The sequence below is a fragment of the Nocardioides sp. Soil_C_8 genome (assembly GCF_057656315.1).
The window spans coordinates 236,479-256,306 of record NZ_JBDGKQ010000001.1; the positions used below are offsets into that span (position 1 = coordinate 236,479).

At 71.5% G+C, this 19,828-nt stretch carries 24 protein-coding genes; 7 read left to right on the top strand and 17 right to left on the bottom strand.

Going from position 1 to position 19,828, the window contains the following annotated elements; all coding sequences use genetic code 11:
• Positions 1-103: 103 nt before the first annotated feature.
• Positions 104-1,402, bottom strand: a complete 1,299-nt coding sequence (locus tag AC3A3L_RS01215) for an HNH endonuclease signature motif containing protein (RefSeq protein ID WP_487638207.1) — start codon at positions 1,400-1,402, stop codon at positions 104-106.
• Between the two features lie 239 nt (positions 1,403-1,641).
• Between AC3A3L_RS01215 and AC3A3L_RS01220 the strand changes: the two genes are divergently transcribed.
• Complete coding sequence (locus AC3A3L_RS01220; RefSeq protein WP_487638208.1) at positions 1,642-2,229, top strand: GNAT family N-acetyltransferase; 588 nt, start codon at positions 1,642-1,644, stop codon at positions 2,227-2,229.
• 9 nt (positions 2,230-2,238) lie between these two features.
• On the opposite strand, the gene AC3A3L_RS01225 is transcribed toward AC3A3L_RS01220, so the two are convergent.
• Positions 2,239-2,523: a winged helix-turn-helix transcriptional regulator gene (locus AC3A3L_RS01225; protein WP_487638209.1), complete on the bottom strand. Its 285-nt coding sequence runs from the start codon at positions 2,521-2,523 to the stop codon at positions 2,239-2,241.
• Entirely contained in the window at positions 2,520-2,924 is a 405-nt protein-coding gene (locus AC3A3L_RS01230; protein WP_487638210.1) for a VOC family protein, read from the bottom strand. The genes AC3A3L_RS01225 and AC3A3L_RS01230 overlap by 4 nt, the downstream gene beginning before the upstream one ends.
• Positions 2,925-3,032: 108 nt before the next feature.
• Here AC3A3L_RS01230 and AC3A3L_RS01235 point away from each other — a divergent pair, with 108 nt between their 5' ends.
• Positions 3,033-4,238: a hypothetical protein gene (locus AC3A3L_RS01235; RefSeq protein WP_487638211.1), complete on the top strand. Its 1,206-nt coding sequence runs from the start codon at positions 3,033-3,035 to the stop codon at positions 4,236-4,238.
• 70 nt (positions 4,239-4,308) lie between these two features.
• On the opposite strand, the gene AC3A3L_RS01240 is transcribed toward AC3A3L_RS01235, so the two are convergent.
• Positions 4,309-4,791 (bottom strand): hypothetical protein, encoded by a 483-nt coding sequence (locus tag AC3A3L_RS01240; protein WP_487638212.1) that lies wholly within the window; start codon positions 4,789-4,791, stop codon positions 4,309-4,311.
• 134 nt (positions 4,792-4,925) lie between these two features.
• Entirely contained in the window at positions 4,926-5,432 is a 507-nt protein-coding gene (locus AC3A3L_RS01245) for a hypothetical protein (RefSeq protein ID WP_487638213.1), read from the bottom strand.
• Between the two features lie 192 nt (positions 5,433-5,624).
• Here AC3A3L_RS01245 and AC3A3L_RS01250 point away from each other — a divergent pair, with 192 nt between their 5' ends.
• Entirely contained in the window at positions 5,625-6,356 is a 732-nt protein-coding gene (locus tag AC3A3L_RS01250; RefSeq protein ID WP_487638214.1) for an Ig-like domain-containing protein, read from the top strand.
• 61 nt (positions 6,357-6,417) lie between these two features.
• Here the strand turns inward: AC3A3L_RS01250 and AC3A3L_RS01255 are convergent, their stop codons facing one another.
• The 4 genes from AC3A3L_RS01255 to paaK all read right to left on the bottom strand — a co-directional run bounded on the left by AC3A3L_RS01255 (position 6,418) and on the right by paaK (position 11,021).
• A complete protein-coding gene (locus tag AC3A3L_RS01255) occupies positions 6,418-6,759 on the bottom strand; it encodes a methyltransferase family protein (RefSeq protein WP_487638215.1) in 342 nt (113 codons plus the stop codon).
• A 116-nt stretch (positions 6,760-6,875) separates the two neighbouring features.
• Positions 6,876-7,346, bottom strand: coding sequence for a DUF5709 domain-containing protein (locus tag AC3A3L_RS01260; RefSeq protein ID WP_487638216.1), 471 nt, complete (start codon positions 7,344-7,346; stop codon positions 6,876-6,878).
• Between the two features lie 52 nt (positions 7,347-7,398).
• On the bottom strand, positions 7,399-9,513 hold the full coding sequence (locus tag AC3A3L_RS01265) for a DEAD/DEAH box helicase (protein WP_487638217.1): 2,115 nt from the start codon (positions 9,511-9,513) through the stop codon (positions 7,399-7,401).
• A 200-nt stretch (positions 9,514-9,713) separates the two neighbouring features.
• Positions 9,714-11,021 carry a phenylacetate--CoA ligase PaaK gene (paaK, locus tag AC3A3L_RS01270; RefSeq protein ID WP_487638218.1) on the bottom strand — a complete coding sequence of 436 codons (1,308 nt, stop codon included), beginning with the start codon at positions 11,019-11,021 and terminating at the stop codon, positions 9,714-9,716.
• Between the two features lie 47 nt (positions 11,022-11,068).
• On the opposite strand from paaK, the gene AC3A3L_RS01275 reads away from it, so the two are divergent.
• The gene (locus AC3A3L_RS01275) at positions 11,069-11,665 is read left to right on the top strand and encodes a TetR/AcrR family transcriptional regulator (protein WP_487638219.1); all 597 of its coding nucleotides are present in this window, start codon (positions 11,069-11,071) and stop codon (positions 11,663-11,665) included.
• Between the two features lie 3 nt (positions 11,666-11,668).
• On the opposite strand, the gene paaI is transcribed toward AC3A3L_RS01275, so the two are convergent.
• From paaI to paaA, 6 genes are read right to left on the bottom strand one after another with little or no spacing between them, the layout of a single operon-like run.
• Entirely contained in the window at positions 11,669-12,091 is a 423-nt protein-coding gene (gene paaI, locus AC3A3L_RS01280; RefSeq protein ID WP_487638220.1) for a hydroxyphenylacetyl-CoA thioesterase PaaI, read from the bottom strand.
• Positions 12,084-13,142: a 1,2-phenylacetyl-CoA epoxidase subunit PaaE gene (gene paaE / locus AC3A3L_RS01285; protein ID WP_487638221.1), complete on the bottom strand. Its 1,059-nt coding sequence runs from the start codon at positions 13,140-13,142 to the stop codon at positions 12,084-12,086. Before paaE ends, paaI begins: the two co-directional genes overlap by 8 nt.
• 3 nt (positions 13,143-13,145) lie before the next feature.
• The gene (gene paaD, locus AC3A3L_RS01290; RefSeq protein ID WP_487638222.1) at positions 13,146-13,649 is read right to left on the bottom strand and encodes a 1,2-phenylacetyl-CoA epoxidase subunit PaaD; all 504 of its coding nucleotides are present in this window, start codon (positions 13,647-13,649) and stop codon (positions 13,146-13,148) included.
• 14 nt (positions 13,650-13,663) lie between these two features.
• Complete coding sequence (paaC, locus tag AC3A3L_RS01295; protein ID WP_487638223.1) at positions 13,664-14,602, bottom strand: 1,2-phenylacetyl-CoA epoxidase subunit PaaC; 939 nt, start codon at positions 14,600-14,602, stop codon at positions 13,664-13,666.
• The gene (paaB, locus tag AC3A3L_RS01300) at positions 14,602-14,964 is read right to left on the bottom strand and encodes a 1,2-phenylacetyl-CoA epoxidase subunit PaaB (RefSeq protein WP_487638224.1); all 363 of its coding nucleotides are present in this window, start codon (positions 14,962-14,964) and stop codon (positions 14,602-14,604) included. The genes paaC and paaB overlap by 1 nt, the downstream gene beginning before the upstream one ends.
• Positions 14,961-15,914 carry a 1,2-phenylacetyl-CoA epoxidase subunit PaaA gene (gene paaA, locus AC3A3L_RS01305; protein ID WP_487638225.1) on the bottom strand — a complete coding sequence of 318 codons (954 nt, stop codon included), beginning with the start codon at positions 15,912-15,914 and terminating at the stop codon, positions 14,961-14,963. Before paaA ends, paaB begins: the two co-directional genes overlap by 4 nt.
• A 152-nt stretch (positions 15,915-16,066) precedes the next feature.
• Here paaA and paaZ point away from each other — a divergent pair, with 152 nt between their 5' ends.
• From paaZ to AC3A3L_RS01320, 3 genes are all read left to right on the top strand, one after another.
• Positions 16,067-18,097, top strand: coding sequence for a phenylacetic acid degradation bifunctional protein PaaZ (paaZ, locus tag AC3A3L_RS01310; protein WP_487638226.1), 2,031 nt, complete (start codon positions 16,067-16,069; stop codon positions 18,095-18,097).
• Positions 18,098-18,301: 204 nt separating this feature from the next.
• Complete coding sequence (locus AC3A3L_RS01315) at positions 18,302-18,601, top strand: hypothetical protein (RefSeq protein WP_487638227.1); 300 nt, start codon at positions 18,302-18,304, stop codon at positions 18,599-18,601.
• Between the two features lie 32 nt (positions 18,602-18,633).
• Positions 18,634-18,852: a hypothetical protein gene (locus AC3A3L_RS01320; protein WP_487638228.1), complete on the top strand. Its 219-nt coding sequence runs from the start codon at positions 18,634-18,636 to the stop codon at positions 18,850-18,852.
• Positions 18,853-18,862: 10 nt separating this feature from the next.
• Here the strand turns inward: AC3A3L_RS01320 and AC3A3L_RS01325 are convergent, their stop codons facing one another.
• Positions 18,863-19,531: an SDR family oxidoreductase gene (locus AC3A3L_RS01325; protein WP_487638229.1), complete on the bottom strand. Its 669-nt coding sequence runs from the start codon at positions 19,529-19,531 to the stop codon at positions 18,863-18,865.
• 32 nt (positions 19,532-19,563) lie between these two features.
• A complete protein-coding gene (locus AC3A3L_RS01330; RefSeq protein WP_487638230.1) occupies positions 19,564-19,773 on the bottom strand; it encodes a hypothetical protein in 210 nt (69 codons plus the stop codon).
• Positions 19,774-19,828 lie beyond the last annotated feature (55 nt).

The following is a 19,828-nucleotide window of genomic DNA, read 5'->3' on the forward strand; positions in this document are numbered from 1 at the left end:
CCGTGCGGACCCTGGGATTCCCGAAGCCAGAGCATGGTGTCGCTGACAGACACCTCGCGGCAAGGAGCTGCTCGTTGAGTAGAGCTCCAGAGCGCCCGTCGGCCTACGTCCGCCTGGCAAACGTCACCTTGTTGTCGGCGTGGACGGTCATCGCGTAGCGGGAGTCGTGGGCGAGGCGGTGGTGCCGGGGGCAGAGGAGCCGGCCGTTGGCCAGGTCGGTGAGGCCGAGGCGTGACCAGGGGTCGTCGTGGTGGGCGTGGCACCCGGACGCGGAGGTCTCGCAGCCCTTCGCCGTGCAGCCGCGGTCACGCAGGCCGAGGGCGATGCGCTGGGCCTTGGTGTAGAGCCGGGCAGTGCGGCCGAGGTCGAGCGGCCGGGAGTCGGTGCCGAGCACAGCAGGGATGATCCCGGCCTCGCACGCCAGCCGCCGCGCCTGCCCGGCCGACATCCGCGAGCCGTCGTCCAGCAACGCAGTGGCGTGCTCGGTGAGCAGTTGCTCGAGGGTCATCGTCACCACCACCGTGGCGCTCACCCCGGCGGTCTGCGGGGTGGCATCGACCGGGTAGCGCTCGACGTACTCCACCAAGGCCTCGCCGAGCCGTCGGCGCAGGGGCTTCCAGCCGCCCGAGTCGTCGCGCAGCTCGGCCTCGGTGTGGCGGGCCGGGTTCGCCAGCGCCAGGAGGTGCCGCTTGAGCATCGCACCCACGTGGGACGGCACGGTGAACCGGCCGTGGCAGCGCCCCTCACCGTCGTCGGCCATCGCCAGCTCGACGCCCGCCATGGCGCGTGCCTCCTCAGCGACCAGCAGCGCCTCCTCGTGGCACTCCCCCACCTCCGGAGCCACGACGTCTAGGATCCGCTTGCCGATCCGGCGTAGATCACGAGCGTCATGCCGATCAGCGAGCTGCAGCAGGGTGGTCTCGGCAAGCTGGCGCGTCTCGGCGTCCACCCGGGCCGGCATCGCGTCGACGGCCTGCACGATCACCTGCGCCTGGTCGACCCGAACGTCACCGCTCCCGAGAGCCGCGAACACCGCGGCGTGGGCATCGCGCTGCAGCGCCAGCCCCAACGTGACCAGCCGGGACGCCTCCGCCCGCGTCAGCCGGCTCCCGTCGGACCACCACTGAGCGATGTTCTTGGCGCCGGTGGCATCACCGAGCCGCCGACGGTCGGCCTCGGCAGCTGCTCGGCACTGCACCGCCACCACCCGGCTCGACATGGCGGTGGACGCAGCCAGCATCCGCTCCACGTCGGCGTCGGCCAGTGCCCCCACGCTCAGCTCCTGCAGGTCGCCCAGCACATCGCCGAGACGCTGCAGCAACGCGGCCAACAGCGGCGACACGTCGGCGTCGACACCGGGCGCGCTCCACACGGTGTCGTCCTCGATCGGGATGGCACTCACGGCTGGACCTCTCCACGCCACGCAGGCGTGTCGACAACAGGAAGGGCCAGGAGTTGGGGTGAGTACGACCGGAGTGTCGGCCATCGAGGTAGGGCCCGAGCTCGCTCGCTCGAATCTGTCTCCGATCCTAGCCGTCACCACCGACAACGGGTGGTCCACGAGCGGTCGACCTCGGCGCCGCGTCGACCTGCCGACAACGGGTGCCCCACGCCACGACGGCGTCGTACCCTGCATGCTCCATGAGCACCCGCCGAGCCTCCGCGTCCACGACGTCCCCGTTCCTGTCCAAGCCGACCATCGTCGGCGAGCTGGTGACCCTGCGACCGATCCGGACCGAGGACGCCGACCTCATCGTCCAGATCATCCGCGACGACGACGAGATCGCCCGGCTGACCGGAGCGACCCACAGCAGCGACGCCGACCCGATCGACCTGCCGATCGAGCGGCTCCGCGAGATCTACGGCGAGTGGGCCACGGCGGACGACCGCCTGGTGCTCGGGGTGGTCGACAACGCCACCGACGAGCTCGTCGGTGAGGTCGTCCTGAACGACTGGGACGAGGGCAACCGGTCGTGCGGGTTCCGCACCCTGATCGGCGCCGCCGGACGGGGCCGGGGGCTCGGCACCGAAGCGACCCGACTGATCGTCGAGCACGGGCTGACGACGATGGGACTGCACCGGATCTCGCTCGAGGTGTACGACTTCAACCCGCGGGCACGGCGCGTCTACGAGAAGGTCGGCTTCGTCCACGAGGGAACGGGCCGTGAGGCGCTGCTCTTCGACGGCGAGTGGATCGACGTGCACTTCATGGCGATCCTCGGGACCTGAGCCGGTCCTTCACCTGGCGTTCTGCTCGCCCCAACGCCCGAGCGCGACGATCGCGTCGCGCAGGGCGAGCCCGCGGTCGGTCAGTGCGTACGCCCGGGTGTTGTGCTTGAGGGGAAGACGGGAGAGCACGCCGGCCGCCTCGAGCTCGCGCAGCCGCGTGGCAAGCATGTTCGTCGGTACGCCGAGCTCGCGCTGCAGGTCGCCGTACCGCTGCGGACCGTCGAGCAGCCTCTCCACGATGAGCAGCGCCCACCGCGCGCCGACGACGTCCAGGGCCGAGGCGAGGTCGCTCACGCGGTCGGATCGGCGTCCGGCTTCATCCAGAACGGCGAGTAGTGGTAGCCGTCGGGGTCGTCGAACTGGCGCTGGTACATGAAGTGGTAGTCGTCGGTGTCCCCCACCCGGCCGCCGGCGGCGTTGGCACGCTCGACGAGCTCATCGACCGCCTCGCGGCTCGGGAGGTCGAACGAGACCGTGACCTTCGAGGGGGTGTCGGGTCCGCCGACCAGCTCCTCGGCGCCGCCGATGCTGGCGTACATCTGGCGGCTGCCGAGCATGACGTACTGCTCGGGGGCGATGGCGAAGCAGGACACGTTGTCGTCGGACATGTCCGTGTTGAGGGTCCAGCCGAGCGCGGTGTAGAAGGCCGTGGCGCGCTCGACGCTGTCGACGGGGCAGGTGATGAAGAGGCTCATGTCCTGACACTTGCAAAATGCAAGTACGGCGTCAAGGGCAACTGACAACCTTCCAGGCGGCGTCCTCGTCCCACGGGTTCGTCACCATCCGCAACCGCAAGGGGAATCATGCGACTCACACCTCCGACCGCCGCCGCACTCGTGGGAGCAGCGCTGCTCGTGCCGACGGGTACGGCGACCGCAGCGGGCGAGACGTGCGACGGGCGTCCGGCGACCATCGTCGGCACGCCGGGAGGCCGGGTCACCGGCACAGAGGGGGCGGACGTCGTCGTCACGAACGGTGCGACGCGGGTCGACGCGCTCGGCGGGGATGACCTCGTGTGCGCGACGGGTGGCGCGACCGTCGCCGTCCTCGGGGCGGGCGCTGACACCTTCGTCGCCGAGGTCGCGGCGTACCACCAGGTTGTCACCGGGGCTGTCGGCCTCACCGACACCGAGGCCGACGTCGTGCGGTCCACGTCCGGATACCTGGTGGTGAGCAGCGGTACGGCAGGCCAGCCGAACTCCGACATCATCGACACCGCAGCCGCCACTCTCCGCTGGCAGGGCATCCAGACGGCTGCGTCGTCGGTGCAGGTCACCGGTGGCCTGCTGGAGGTCCGCGCGGCAGGCGACGCGACGATCGACGCCTCCAGCGGCACCGTGACGGCCGCGGGCACGTCGCTCGCGTACGCGGGCCGCTTCAACCACTTCTCGTTCACCACCGCGACCGAACACGGGACGTTCACCTTCCGCGGCACGGACGCCGAGGAGAGCCTCGAGGTCGACGCCCCGACGACGTACGACCGAGACGTCGCGCTCGGCGGCGGGGACGACACGTACGAGACGAACGGACTCGGCGGAAAGGCGTCGTGGGCCAAGGGCAACGACGGCCAGGACCGCCTCCTGCTCGACCTCGCGAGCCACAAGATCAAGGCCGACCTGGGTCGCCGCGTGACCGCGGCCGGCGGAAGGACGTCGACCCGGATCCGGGGTTTCGAGGACTACACGATGTCCGCGAAGCGCGTGAAGGTCCGCGGCACGAACCGGGGCGAGCGGCTGCACCTCACCGCCTGCCGGACGCGCGTCGACGCCGGGCCGGGCAAGGACGTCATCACGCACTCCGTCGAGTACATGGACGGCGACGAGTGGACCAGTCCGCGGTGCAAGGACTACCGGGCGGTGGTCAACGGCGGCCGGGGCCGCGACACGATCAAGGGCACCCCGGGCAAGGACCGTCTGATCGGGGGCCGCGGCAGGGACACGATCGACGGCGACTTCGGGCGCGACGTGTGCCAGGGCGAGAAGGTGCGGAGGTGCGAGCGCCGTATCTGACAGGAGTCACCGGGACAGCGCCACCACCAGGGCGCAGCCGACCAGGCAGCTGACCCCCGGCGCCTGCGAGTCAGGCGCGGAGGGCGTCGATGACGTCCTTGCTGTGGGTGAGCGGGATCCGGTTGCCCTCGAGCTGGACGGAGGATCCGGTGGAGCCGTCGACCAGCTCGAGGATCCGCACGTTCACGCGCTGGTGGACCTTCACCTCGATCTGCTCGCGCGGCACGCGGAAGACCAGCGCGCCGGCGGGGCTGGACCGGTGGGCCGCAGCGAAGCCGTACACGTGGGTCGCGGTGACCCCGACCAGCATGTTCGTCGGCAGTCCGCTCGCCGCGTCGTGCATCCGTGCTCCCGCGAGCGCGCCGCCGGTTGTCGCCACGGAGTCCGCTACACCGCCGGCACCGCCCGCGAGGCTGTCGCCGATCAGCCCGCCGGCGAACATGCTGCCCGTGTGACCGCGTGGCTGGAACTGGCCGGCCGCGGTCACCTCCTCCGAGACCCCGAGCTCACGCAGCGCAGTCGTGACGCTCTCCACCATCGTCTGCTCGGACATCCGGTCACCCTCCAGGATCGAGACGCTTCCGCTTGACATCATGCGCGCGTTGGCGGGCGCGCGCCACAGAGGACGTTGCCGAGGAATCGCTCATCGCCTGATCCGCTCGCTCATCGCTGCGTGTGCGGATCAGCTCAGGTGGCCGAGCACAAGACCAGGGTCGACTCCACCGCAGCTACGGCCTTGGCTCCCGTGGCCACGTAGCCGTCCGGCAACGCGACCACACCGCTCAAGGTGAATGCGACAGTGATGGACAGCGAGGTTCGAAGTTCGATCCTCGCTCCTGCAGGCAGGGGCGATGTCAGGGTGATGGAACGCCCGACTGGGCTGAGCACGTTCACGCTTGCTGTCGCGCCCCCGGTGATGCTGAAGATGCCGATGTTGGCGACGCCACTCCCGGTCAAGATGATGACCGTGCCAACCGGGAGCGCGGCAGATCCGGCAGTGAGGATGAAGCCCGGTCCGAGAATGCCGAGGGTGCCGCAAGTGCCGTCGAGCCGGAAAGCGCCGAGGTCCCCGGAAGTCGCGGCGTAGGCCGGCGCGACTGCGGCTGCGGTGACAACGGGGAGCGCCCAGACGCTGCCGCGCAACAGACCTCTCCGGGAAGGATGGGCAGCTGGCGCGGAGGTCTTGGGGGTCACGTGTCGTCCTGGTGCTGGGCTCGAGTCCCGGCGTCTGGAGACACAGCAATCGTAATCCGGCATCGGAAGGCGGCGTGCGTGGGACTCAGCCGGTGCGCCATGTCGTCGACTTCCCGGACGTCGGGCCGTACGACGTCGTAGGGTGCGCTGTCGTCCATGCGCCGTCCCCGGCCCACCTTCTTGGGAGCTCTTGTGCCTCGTCGCGTCCTGCACCTCGCCGTCCTGACCACCGCGTCGGCGGTCGTCACCACCACGTTGACCTTGGGGACCCTCGCACCAGCGATGGCCGACGACAGCGCGGCTCCCGTCACGGTGGACGACGTCGTCACCGTCGAGGCACGCAGCGGGGAGTTCGGCGGGGTGACCGTCATCGACGTCCTCGCCAACGACAGCGCTGCAGACGGCGAGGTGCTCGAGATCTGCCGGGTGCAGGCACCCGAGCGCGGGCTCTCGGTGGCCGAGGCCGCTCCCGACGGCAGCTTCACCATCGACACCCCCAACGCGTCCTACAGCTCCGGCGTCAGCGGAGGATCGGTCGACGAGGGCGCTCGCGAGCAGCTCGTGGTCCTGTCGTGGGCCAACCGCGCCGGCACGTACCAGCTCACCTACTGGGCGTGCGACACCGAGCACCTCACACCCGCCACGGTCACCGTGACCGTCACGAGGACTCCTGAACTCACCGTGCGCAAGGTCGACCGCCCGGGCAGGCTCCGCTTCACCAACCCCGGAACGAGCCGCGCGGTGGTGTTCTACGGGGGCCTCGAAGAAGACCGACCCGACGGACGCGTGCGGCTTGCCCCCGGCACGCACACCACGAGGCGCGTCGAGCGACGCGCCGTCCGCTGGATCGCCTTCGCCGCACGAACCGGCCAGCTCCTCGGCGAGGGCATCGTTCGCGGCATCCGCCTGCCCGGCCGGCAGTGACCGTTCACGAGTCGCCGGGACAGGACGCCCGACGCGGTAGCGCGCCGGTCCGCGAGCCAGCTCACAGCCAGCGTCGCACCCGCCTGGTGTACGCGTCGTACTCCTCGCCGAAGCGCTCGCGGAGGAACCGCTCCTCCGGCCGCACGGCGCCCCACCACACGAGGAACCACGACACCGGCAGCGCCACGACGGCCCAGAAGCTCGGCACGAGCAGGGCGATGGCGAGGTGCAGCGCGAGCAGGCCGACGTACAGCGGGTTGCGGGAGAGCCGGTAGGGCCCCTCCTCGATCAGGGACAGCGTCGCCCCGCCGGGAAGCAACCCCGTCTCGTGGCGGGCGAAGAGCCACAGCGCCCAGCCGTTCCAGACGGCGAACGCCGCCAGCAGCGCCCAGCCCGCAGGCACCCGCCAGTCGCCGATCGCGACCGGGTCGCCCCACCACGCCGTGACTGCGAGCCCGGCGACGAGGGGTACGCCGATCGCGACCGGCGGCCAGAGCCGGAAGGAGACGGTGTCGCTGCTCAGTAGTCGTCGCCCTCCGGTGGCTCGGGCTCGCGCGTGACGTGCATGGCCGCCTCCTCCGCGGAGGCGCCGGCGCCGTCGATGCCGACGTCGTAGGCGAGCTCCTGCTTGTCGACGTCCTCGCCGAGGCCGGAGTCGGGTGCGACCAGGCGGCCGGTGCGCTCGTCGGCCTCGTCGAGGCCGAGCTGCTCGTCGAGGGCGTTCTCGTCCTCGCGGTCGTCGTCGCGGTCGTCCTCGGCGTAGGGGTCGACGTCGGGCTCCTCCTCGGCCAGGCGCTCGTCGAGCGACTCGCCCTGACGCGTCTCGGCCTCGGTCGGGTAGTCGTCGTAGCCCTTCGGGGGGCGGTCGGGCGGCGAGTAGCCCCGGTCGAGCACGTCGTCGAGGTCGCCGTCGTCCAGCGTGTCGCCGGGTTGGAGCTGGTCCTCGTCGTCGATCGACATGTCGAGGTAGTTCTCGCGATCCTCACTCATGACCCAAGACCTACCGGAGCCGACCGGCCCGGACAAGGGCCGTTGTCCCCGATCAGCCGAGCTCGCGCTTCAGCGCGTCGGTGAGCAGCGCGACCAGGGCCTCGGTCTGGATGTTGGCCGAGGACCCGACCTCCTCGTCGGAGCCGTCGAGCGCCCGGGCGGCGAGGCCGGCCTTGGAGTCGATCAGCTCGGCGATCCGGGTGTCGATGGTCTGCGCGGCGATGATGCGCCACGCGGTCACCGGGTCGCTCTGGCCGATGCGGTGCACGCGGTCGATCGCCTGGGTCTGCTCGGCGTCGGTCCACGACAGCTCCGAGAGCACCACGTTGGACGCCACCTGCAGGTTGACGCCGACGCCGGCGGCGGCGAGCGAGCAGACGATGACCTGTACGTCGGGGTCGTTGACGAACGCCTCGATCGCCCGCTCGCGGGCGCGCGGGGTCTGGTCGCCGCGGATCGAGGTGTGCTTGAGGCCGCGGCGGGTGAAGGTCTCCTCCGCGATGTCCATGACGTCGACGTGGCGTGCGAAGAAGACCACCTTGCCGACGTTGCGCGCGAGCTGCGCGGCGTAGTCGGCGGCGAGGCCGGCCTTGGCGCGGCCGATCCGGCGGAACATCGAGAAGACGTTCTCGCCGCCCGTGCCCTGGTCCATCTCCTCGCGCTCCCACGTCGCGACGCGGCGTACGAGCTCGTGGTCGATGCCGTCGACGACGGACCCGGTACGACGGGTCTCCAGCGCGGCCTTGTAGCGCTGGACCAGGCGCCGGGCGAGGTCCTCCTCGGCCGCGCGGATCGAGCGGGTGTCCTCGTCGTCGAGCTCCACCGGGATGTCGGCGATGCGACGGGCCGGGATGTCCTCGGCGACGTCGACCTTGCGGCGGCGCACGATGCCCATGTCGATGACGGCCTTGCGTGCCGCGGGGTAGAACGCGTGGTCCGCGGGAGTCAGGTCGGTCTCCTCCAGCGACTCCATCAGCCGCGCCAGCGGCTTGGTGTCGTCGACCCAGCCGAGGAACTGCCAGATCGCGCGGAAGTCCTCGATGTCATTGATCAGCGGGGTGCCGGTCAGCGCCATCAGCAGCGGACGGGCGGTCCGGGCGCGGAGCCGCTCGGAGAGCTCGAGCACGTGGCGCGAGCGCTGCGACGTCTTGTTCTTGATGAAGTGGGCCTCGTCGACCACCATGCCGCGGAAGCCGAACGAGCCGAGCCAGCCGACGTGGCGGTCGAGGATCTCGTAGTTGACGATGATGACGTCGGCGAAGGCGTCGACCTGGTCACCGTCACCGTGGATCACCGTCGCGCGGCGACGGGGCGTCCAGCGCTCGGTCTCGCGCGCCCAGTTGGTCTTGACGACGTTGGGACACACCACGAGCAGGGGGTAGGCGTCGGCGGCCTGCGCGGCGAGCAGCGCCTGAGCGGTCTTGCCGAGGCCAGGCTCGTCGGCCAGCAGGAAGGTGCGGTGACCCTCGGCCGCCGCGGCGATCATGCGCGCCTGGTGGGGCATCAGCTCGAGCTTGCCGGGCGCGTTGAGCGAGGTGGCCTCGGGCAGGTCCATGCAGGAGGACGAACCACCCAGCTCGAAGGAGCGGAACAGCGGCCCGAGCAGCTCCCACGACGACAGCCGGCCGTGGACGCTGCGGCGCTCGCGGCCGATGCCGAAGTCGGGCACGAGGAACGGGTTGGCGAGCTGGTGCTGGAGCACGGACTGCGGCACGACACGGCGCTCGCCGAGCCCCGGGCCCGCCTCGTCGTCGGGCTTGGGCTCCTCCGGGGCGACCTCGACGCCGGCCTTGCGCAGCATCTCCAGGCGCAGGTCGCGGGCGGAGTCGGTGACGACGGCCTCCTCGGAGAGCAGGCCGAAGAGCGAGGGATCGCGCGTCGCGGTCTTGGCGAGGATCGTCGCGATGCCGTCGAGGCGCTTGAGCTCGTCGGCCTTCTGGGCGTCGGTGAGCTCGGCCGAGGCGCGTACGTCGGTGCGGTGCTCGCGCACGAGCAGCGCCACCACCTGGAAGCGCACCCGCTGGCCGGGGGCCAGCGGACCGCGCTGCACGGCCGACTCGAGCTCGCGCACGGCGCGCGCCAGGACGGGGACGATGCCCTCGTTGTCCTTGTGGCGGGCGTGCGCAGGGGTGCGGCGACTGCCGCGTTGACGCTGGCGCTGGGCCAAGGTGTCCTCCCGGACTGGGATACGCGTCGTGGAACAGGCGAGCCTGTGTCGGCTCTGCCCGCACGCCACGGCGTGGAGGTGTGGAGCGGGCGCCAGGTGCGCGGTGTCCGGCGGATCGTGGGGTGATCACAGCGGCACGGCGTCTGCAACGCTTCCTCCACTGTAGCGCTCGCCCGACCGATGCCGGTAAATATCCCCGATCAGCGCGCCGCGCGGTGGTCGACGATCCGGCGCATCTTGCCCACCGAGCGCTCGATCGAGGCGACGTCCACGACGTCGACCCCGACGCTGACGCCGATCGACGCCTTGATCCGCCTGCCCAGCTCGGCCTGCGCAGCGGCGGCCTCCGCGTCGGTCGTGGCGTCGCGACGCTCGACCCGGACCGTCAGCGTGTCGAGGTTGCCGCTGCGGTCGAGGTGGCACTGGAAGTGCGGCGACAGCGTCGGGATGCCCAGCACGATCTCCTCGATCTGCGTGGGGAACAGGTTCACGCCGCGCAGGATGATCATGTCGTCGGTGCGGCCGGTGATCTTCTCCATCCGCCGCATGCTGCGAGCGGTGCCGGGCATCAGCCGGGTGAGGTCGCGGGTGCGGTAGCGGATCACCGGCATCGCCTGCTTGGTGAGGGTGGTGAAGACCAGCTCGCCCTCCTCGCCGTCGGGCAGCACCTCCCCGGTCACCGGGTCGATGACCTCGGGGTAGAAGTGGTCCTCCCACACGTGCAGGCCGTCCTTGGTCTCGACGCACTCGCTCGCCACGCCGGGGCCGATCACCTCGGACAGGCCGTAGATGTCCACCGCGTGCATGCCGGTGCGCTCCTCCATCTCGCGCCGCATGTCGTTGGTCCACGGCTCGGCGCCGAAGATTCCGACCTTGAGCGACGTGGAGCGTGGGTCGACGCCCTGCGCCTCGAGCTCGTCGAGGATCGAGAGCATGTAGGACGGCGTGACCATGATGACGTCGGGCTCGAAGTCCCGGATCAGCTGCACCTGGCGCTGGGTCATCCCGCCCGAGACCGGCACGACCGTGCACCCGAGACGCTCGGCTCCCGCGTGGGCGCCCAGGCCGCCGGTGAAGAGCCCGTAGCCGTAGGCGTTGTGCAGGACCATCCCCCGCCGGCCGCCCGCGGCCCGGATGGACCTCGCCACCACGTCGGCCCACATGTCGAGGTCGTCGCGCGTGTAGCCGACGACCGTGGGCTTGCCGGTCGTCCCGCTCGAGGCGTGCAGGCGTACGACGTCCTCGCGCGGGACCGCGAACATGCCGAAGGGGTAGTTGTCGCGCAGGGTGGCCTTGCTGGTGAACGGCAGTCGTGCCAGGTCCTCCAGCGACCGTACGTCGTCGGGCGCCACGCCGGCGTCGTCGAAGGCCCGACGGTAGTGCGCGACGTGGTCGTAGGCGTGGCGCACCGACCACTGGAGCCGTTGGAGCTGGAGCGCGCGCAGCTCCTCCACGGGCGCGGTCTCGATCGGGTCCAGGTCGCCGGGCTGGGGAGTCAGGTCGAGCACGGTGTGGTCCTCCGCTCGCGCGTGGTGGGTCGTGAGAACGTTCATCCATGTCAGAGCCCGCACGTCGGGGCCGCCCCGGCCACGACCAGCAGACCGTCCTGCGCGTCGCGATCGAGCTCTTCAACCGGCAAGGCTACGACGCCACGAGCATGGGAGACCTGGCTCGCGAGCTCGGGCTGACCAAGTCGGCGATCTACCACCACGTCCCGAGCAAGGAGCACCTGCTCGAACGGGCGCTGGACGAGGCGCTCGACGAGCTCACGACCGCGCTCGACACCGTGCACGCCGACCGGTCGCACACCCCCGAGGAGCGGTTGCGCGCCGCCCTCCGCAGCAGCGTCGTCGTGCTGGCCGAGCACCTGCCGGCCGTCACCCTGCTGCTGCGGGTGCGGGGCAACACCCCGGCCGAGCAGAACGCCCTCGCCCGTCGTCGCGACATCGACCACCGGCTGGCCGAGATGGTGCGCGAGGCTGCCGAGACCGGCGCGATCCGCGCCGACCTCGACCCGCAGCTCGTCAGCCGGCTGCTCTTCGGGATGGTCAACTCGATGACCGAGTGGCTCCGCGACGACAGCGACCGCGAGGCCCTCGCCGACTCGGTCACCACGCTCGCCTTCGACGGCCTGGTCCGGCACCGCGACTGACGCTCACCCGCGAGGGGCCAGCGAGCGGCTCCTCCCCCGGAACTCGGCGACCACGGTGTCCCCGACCCGCACGGTGACGTCGTACAGCCCGCTGCGACCCCGCAGCGCCACCTCGCGCGCGTGGGCGTCGAGCACCTGCCCGAGCCGGGCCGGCTCGAGGAAGTCGACCTCGAAGCCGGCGGCGACGGTCACCGGTCCGCGGGAGTTGCAGGCGAGGGCGAAGGCCGAGTCGGCGAGGCTGGCGATCAGGCCGCCGTGGCACAGGTCGTGCCCGTTGACCATGTCGGGCCGCACGACCATCGACACCCGCGCCTCCCCTGCGCCGAGGTCGACGAGCCGCATGCCGAGCGCGGCGCTGGCGGCGTCGGCGGCCCACATGGCGCGGGCCTGCTCCAGGTCGGCGGCAGACGACGCGGCGTCAGGCATCGAAGTCGACGGTGACGGCGTCGCTGACGGGAAATGTCTGGCAGGTGAGCACGAACTGCTGCTCGACCTCCTCGGGCTCGAGGGCGTAGTTGCGCACCATCTCGACCTCGCCGTCGACGACCTTCGCCCGACAGGTGCCGCAGACGCCGCCCTTGCAGGCGAACGGCAGGTCGCTGCGGACGGCCTGCGCCGAGTCGAGCACGGTCGCGTCCCGCGGCATCGGCGTGGTCGTCGTACGCCCGTCGAGCACGACCGTCACGTCGCTGGTCACGCCCTCGACCACCCGGTCGGCGTGCCGCAGCTCGGGCGGGGGCTCGTCGACGTAGAACAGCTCGAAGTGCACCTTCTCCTTCGGCACGCCCAGCTCGGTGAGGACCGTGCGTGCGTCCTGGATGAGGCCATGCGGCCCGCAGAGCCAGACGTGGTCGACCGAGGGCAGGTGCACCTTCAGCGGGAGCAGCCGCCGGAGCCGGTCGGCGTCGAGGCGGCCGGAGAACAGCTCGACGTCGCGGGGCTCGCGGGACAGCACGTGGACCAGGTCGAAGCGGGGCCCGTGGAGGTTCTTGAGGTCGCTGAGCTCCTCGGCGAACATCACCGAGGTGGTCTCGCGATTGCCGTAGAGCAGCGTCACCGTGCTGGCCGGGTTGGCGAGCACGGAGGCGGCGATCGACACCATCGGCGTGATGCCGGAGCCGGCGGCGATGCAGAGGTGCCGTCCCGGGCTCGCCGGGTCGGCGCGGAAGCTGCCGGTGGGCGGCGCGACCTCGACGGGCTCGCCCGGGCCGACCTCGCGGATCAGCCACGACGAGAACATCCCGCCGGGCACCTCCCGCACGCCGATGCGCGGCGCGCCGCCGGCTGGGGCGCAGATGGAGTAGGAGCGGCGGTGCTCGACGCCGTCGACGACGCGGCGCAACGTCAGCGACTCCCCCGGCTCGAAGGCGAACAGCTCGCGCAGGTCGTCGGGCACGTCGAAGGTGACGGCGGCGGAGTCGTCGGTCAGGGGCTCGACGTCGCGCACCGTCAGCCGGTGGAAGGTCGTGGCGGCCACGGCTCAGATCTCCTTCACGTGGTCGAAGGGCTCGAGGCAGGTGGTGCAGCGGTACTGCGCCTTGCAGGCCGTCGACCCGAACTCCGAGACCAGCTCGGTCGCCGGTGAGTCGCACTGCGGGCAGCGGACCTGGCGCGCGGTCGGAAGCAGGGTCAGCGGGATCGGGCCGGACGTCGACGGGGCCGGGCCGGGCGGGGAGATGCCGGCCGCCGCGAGGGCGGCGCGTCCCTCCGGGGTGATCCAGTCGGTCGTCCAGGCCGGGTCGAGGCTGACACGCACCTCGACGCGGTCGAAGCCCGCCCCCTGCAGCTCGCGCACGAGGTCGTCGCGCATCGCGGCCATGGCCGGGCAGCCGGAGTAGGTCGGCGTGATGTCGACGACCACATGGGAGTCGGCCACCACGTCGACGTCGCGGAGCACGCCGAGGTCGGCCAGGGTGAGCATCGGCAGCTCGGGGTCGGTGACCCGCTCGGCGACGCGACGCGCGCGGTCCGTCGTACGACTCATCAGCCTCATCCCCATCACCACGCGCCCATCGGGTGGGCGCGGGCCACGGACTGCATCTCGGCCAGCATCCGGCTCAGCGGCTCGCCGTGCATGCCGTCACGGCCGGCACGGCCCAGCACGCCTGCCCGGCGCGGCACCTCGGGACGCGGCACGTCGGCGGCGTCGAGCACCTGGTCGAGCACCCCCTCGGCGGCCCCGCGGACCGTCGCGGGGTCGACGCCGACGCCCGACGCGGCAGCGGCCGCCTCGACGGCGTGGGTGTCGAACAGCTCGGGCCACAGCGGCCACAGCGCGTCGAGCGCGGCGAGCAGCCGGCGGCGCGACTCGTCGGTGCCCTGGGCGAGCGTGACGAACCACCGGGCCGAGTAGTCGCGGTGGTAGGCCAGCTCCTTGACGCCCTTGGCGGCGACGGCGGCGAGCACGTGGTCGCGGCTGTCACGCAGCCGCTCGAAGGTCGCGAGCCGCCAGACCGAGAACAGCAGCACCCGCACGACGGCCTCGGCGAAGTCGCCGTTGACCAGCTCGGCGAGCCGGACGTTGCGGAGCTGGTGGGCCTCGCGGAAGAACGCGAGCGCGTCCTCCGGCGGCGCGGGCGAGCCCTCGGGGAGCCCCGGCACGACCGACTCGTCGGCCTTGGCAGCGCGGGCGAGCAGCAGCCGGGACTGGCCGAGCAGGTCGAGCGCGATGTTGGACAGCGCGATGTCGTCCTCGAGGTCGGGCGCGTTGCTCGTCCACTCCGAGATCCGGTGCGACATCACGAGCGCGTCGTCTCCCAGCATCAGGGCGTACGCCGCCAGCGTGGGCGCGTCGACGCCGTCGGGGATGGTCGTGTCGACCCCGGCGAGCGGGTCCTCGAAGTCGGTGCCGAAGGCCCAGTGGGCGTCGTTGACGAGCAGGCCGCTGTAGGCGCTGTCGTGCTCGTCCTCTGCCGAGGTGTGTACGTGGTCGTTCATCACATATGAGGGACGTTGTCGGGGATGTCGTAGAACGTCGGGTGGCGGTAGACCTTGTCGCCGCTGGGGGCGAACATCGGGTCCTTCTCGTCGGGGCTCGAGGCGGTGATCGCGTCGGCGCGCACCACCCAGATGCTCACGCCCTCGTTGCGACGGGTGTAGACGTCGCGGGCATGGAGCAGGGCCATCCGGTCGTCTGCCGCGTGCAGCGACCCGACGTGCACGTGGTTGAGCCCGCGCTTGCCGCGCACGAAGACCTCGTAGAGCGGCCACTCCGGCTCGGGAGGCGTGACGCCCTCCCCCGTCGGCACCCCCTGGAGCGGGACGGCGCCGTGGCCGCCCTCGGCGGACAGGTTGCTCATGCGCTCGCCGCCTTCTGCTTCGCGGCGTACGCCGTCGCTGCCTCGCGCACCCAGGCGCCGTCCTCGTGGGCGCGGCGGCGGTGGGCCATCCGCTGGGCGTTGCAGGGACCGTTGCCCTTCACGCCCTGCATGAACTCCTCCCAGTCGGGCTGGCCGAAGTCGTGGTGGCCGCGCTCCTCGTTCCAGCGCAGCTCCGGGTCGGGCAGGGTGACGCCGAGGGCCTCGGCCTGCGGGACCGACATGTCGACGAACTTCTGCCGGAGCTCGTCGTTGGTGTGGTGCTTGATGCCCCACGCCATCGACTGGGCGGTGTTGGGCGAGGAGTCGTCGGGCGGGCCGAACATCATCAGGGCGGGCCACCAGAACCTGTCGACCGACTCCTGCACCATCGCCCGCTGCTCGTCGGTGCCGCGCATCATCGTCGCGAGCAGCTCGTAGCCCTGGCGCTGGTGGAAGGACTCCTCCTTGCAGACGCGGATCATCGCGCGGCCGTAGGGCCCGTAGGAGGTGCGGCACAGCGGCACCTGGTTGCAGATGGCGGCGCCATCGACGAGCCAGCCGATCGTGCCGACGTCGGCGTAGGACAGCGTCGGGTAGTTGAAGATCGAGGAGTACTTCTGCTTGCCCGCGATCAGCAGCTCGGTGAGCTCGAGGCGGGAGACGCCGAGCGTCTCGGCCGCGGAGTAGAGGTAGAGCCCGTGGCCGGCCTCGTCCTGCACCTTGGCGAGCAGGATGGCCTTGCGCCGCAGGCTGGGTGCACGCGTGATCCAGTTGCCCTCGGGCTGCATGCCGATGATCTCGCTGTGCGCGTGCTGGGCGATCTGGCGCACGAGTGTCTTGCGGTAGCCCTCCGGCATCCAGTCGCGCGGCTCGATCCGGTCGTTGCGCGCGATCGTCGCCTCGAACCCGGCTTCGAGCTCGCGGTCCGTGGGCGTCTCGGTGAGTGTCATCCGTCCTCCGACACAGGGGGCCGTCGTGGGCTGCGACCACATTTACTGACCGATCGGTCTGCTATTAGTGTGTCACCAGTCACCCCGGCGCGCAAACGCCCCTGCCCGCCGGACCGCACCCCGATCCCGCCCCGATCCCGAGGGAGACCCCCGTGACCCGACTGCTCGAGAGCTACGCCGCCGGACGGTGGTACGCCGCCTCCGCGGAGGGCCACCCGCTCCTGGACGCCGCCACCGGCGAGGAGGTCGCGCGGATCTCCAGCGCCGGCCTCGACCTCGGCGCGATGACCCACCACGCCCGCACGGTCGGCGGGCCGGCGATCCGCGAGCTGACCTTCCACGAGCGGGCGCTGCTCCTGAAGGAGCTGGCGACCCACCTCACCGGGCTGAAGGACGAGCTCTACGAGCTCTCGCTCGCCACCGGGGCGACCCGGCGCGACTCGATGATCGACATCGACGGCGGCTTCGGCACCGTCTTCAGCTACTCGTCCAAGGGGCGCCGCGAGCTGCCCAACGCCCACGTGGTGTGCGACGGCGACCTCGAGCAGCTCGGCCGCACCGGCGTCTTCCTCGGCCAGCACGTCTACACCTCGCGCCCCGGTGTCGCCGTGCAGGTCAACGCCTTCAACTTCCCCGTCTGGGGGATGCTCGAGAAGCTCGCACCGGCCTTCATCGCCGGTCTCCCGACGATCGTGAAGCCCGCCAGCCAGACCGCCTACCTGACCGAGCTCGTGGTGCGCCGCATCGTCGAGTCGGGGATCCTCCCGGAGGGCTCGCTGCAGCTGCTCGCCGGTTCGGCGGGCGACCTGCTCGACCACCTCGGCGTCCAGGACTCGGTGGCCTTCACCGGCTCCGCGCACACCGCCGGCATCCTGCGCCAGCACCCGTCGGTGCTCCACGGCGGCGTACAGCTGCAGGTCGAGGCCGACTCGCTCAACTGCTCCGTGCTGGGGCCCGACGTGACCTCCGGCGACCCGGAGTGGGACCTCTTCGTGAAGGGCGTCGTCACCGAGATGACCGCCAAGGCCGGGCAGAAGTGCACGGCCATCCGTCGGGTCATCGTGCCGTCGGCCGTGGCCGACGAGATGACCGACGCGATCGCCGGCAGGCTGGCGACCATCACGGTCGGCAACCCCGACGACGAGTCCGTCCGGATGGGCCCGCTGGCATCGCTCGGCCAGCGCGACGAGGTCCGCAAGGCCGTCGAGGCGCTCCGCTCGTCCGCCGACGTCGTCCTCGGCGACCCGGCCGCCACGACCGGTTTCGCGGGCGACGGCGAGCGCGGCGCGTTCATGGAGCCGGTCCTGCTCAAGGCCCGTGCCGGAGCGGTCGAGCCCCACGACGTCGAGGCCTTCGGACCGGTGTCGACCGTGATGTCGTACGACTCCCTCGACGAGGCCGTCGCCCTCGCCGCGCGCGGCAAGGGCTCGCTCGCCGGGTCGGTCGTCACGCACGACCCCGACGTCGCCCGCACCCTGGTGCTCGGTCTCGCGCCGTGGCACGGCCGCATCCTCGTCCTCGACCGCGACGACGCACCAGAGAACACCGGCCACGGCTCACCCCTGCCGATGCTCGTCCACGGCGGCCCCGGTCGCGCCGGAGGCGGCGAGGAGCTCGGCGGCGTCCGGGGCGTGCTGCACCACATGCAGCGCTCCGCCATCCAGGCCTCCCCCGACATGCTCACCGCGATCACCGGCCGCTGGACCCGTGGCTCGCGGCGCACGGAGACCCCCGAGCACCCCTTCCGACACTCGCTCGCGACGCTGCGGGTCGGCGACACGATCGCGTCCGAGCCGCGGGTGATCTCGCGCGAGGACATCGACCACTTCTCGGAGTTCACCGGCGACACGTTCTACGCGCACACCGACCCCGAGGCGGCTGCGCAGAACCCACTCTTCGGCGGGATCGTCGCCCACGGCTACCTCATCGTGTCGATGGCGGCCGGGCTGTTCGTCGACCCCGCCCCCGGGCCGGTGCTCGCGAACTTCGGCGTCGACAACCTCCGCTTCCTCACGCCCGTCAAGACCGACGACTCGATCCGCGTGACGCTGACCGTCAAGCAGATCACACCCCGCTCCTCCGCCGACTACGGCGAGGTCCGCTGGGACGCGCTCGTCACCAACCAGGACGACGAGCCGGTGGCGACGTACGACGTCCTGACGCTGGTCGCCAAGGAGGCGTGAGCCGCGGGCGGTGAGTGAGACAGGTTCTGCGGCCCGAAAAGATGTCTCACGCACCGCCGGGGCCGGCGGGCGGTGAGTGAGACAGGTTCTGCCGCCCGAAAAGGTGTCCCACTCACCGCTGGGCCAGTAGGCGGTGTCCAGACCACCTCCCGGCGGGCCGGGATGTCGCTGGGCCACCGCTCGACGCGTCGCTAGCGTGCCGCCATGACCAGAGCCGCCCAGCGCGTCGTCGGGATCGTCCTACTCCTCGTCCTCGGCGTGCTCAGCCTCCCGGCGACGGGGTACGTCCTCGACGATGCAGGCACCGAGAACTGGATCGTCCCGGCACAGCTCGTTGCGATGGCGGCCCTCGGTGCGGTGGTCACGATCGCGCTCCCCGGGCTGGCCAGGGACGGGGCGTCCACAGGGCGCCGGGCGCTGACCGGGGCGTGGTGGGGACTGCTCGCCGCGTTCGTCGGCGTCGTCGTCCTCTGGCTGCTGCTGAACGGCGTCAGCGGGGCGTGAGCCGCACTGCGGTCGCCCGATAGGTTGCGGGCATGGCACAGAAGAAGTCCTGGGCTGACATGACGCCCACGCAGAAGAAGATCGTCGCCGTGGCCGGGATCGTCGAGGTCGCCGCCACCGCATGGTGCGCCAAGGACCTCAAGCAGCGCCCCGCCGAGCTCGTGCGCGGGCCCAAGCTCCTGTGGGCCCCGGCGCTGTCGATCCAGCCGGTCGGCCCGCTCGCCTACCTGCTCGTGGGCCGCAAGCGCTGACACACGCCGGTCACCCCGAGTAGGCGACCTCGCTGCGCCAGTCGGCCTCGTCGGTCGCGACCGCGTCCCAGATCGCGTCGGCGACCCGGTCGGGGGTGAACGCTCCCTCGCGCGCGAGTGAGCCGCGCACGGTGACGGACACGGCGCGGATCCCGTCGTCCGCGAGCGTCTTGTCGATGCTGTGCACGAGGTTGCGCACGCCCGCCTTCTGCACCCCCAGCGACGCCGCGCGCTCCCACGGCTCGTCGGCCGCCATGCTGCCGGTGACGCTGATCCGCCCGCCGGCGGACATGAAGGGGCGCGCCGCCTGGACGACCGTCAGCAGGGCGCCGACCCCGAGCGCGACGTCCTCGAGCAGGTCCGCGACGCTGAGGGCGAGCGGGTCCTTCTCGCGGAAGGCACTCGGGTTGAAGTGCAGGACGTCGATGCGCCCGGTGTGCTCACCGAAGCGGCGTACGGCGTCGCCTGCGGCCTGCTCGTCGGTGACGTCGACGCACGCATGACCGACGGTGGCGCCGCGCGCGCCCAGGTCGGCGGCGAGCTGGTCGAGCACCTGCTGGTCCTGACCGAGGAGCGCGACGTCGTAGCCCTCGTCGGCGAAGCGGCGCGCGACGGACGCGCTCACGCCCGGCCCGGCACCCACGACGACGACCACCGGCTTGCTCGTGCGCTCGCTCATGGGTCGTTTCTACCGGAGCCGGTCGGGCGCTGTCAGGGCTTGTGCGGGTGCTCGCCGGTGGGGTCGTCCGGGACCGCGTTCGGCCCCTGGGCGCCCTCGTCGACCTCGCCCGGGTGCGGGTCGGGCTGACCTGCCACCGAGTCACCCGAGCTGATCGGCCCGCCGAACTCTGAGGCGGTCTCGGAGACCTGTCCCTGCTGGCCGTCCTGGTCCGTCTTGTCCTGTCCGTCTGAGTTCTCCATGCCCCCACACAAGCACTGGGCACCTGAGCCCGCTCACCTCATCGGGTGGTGGGTA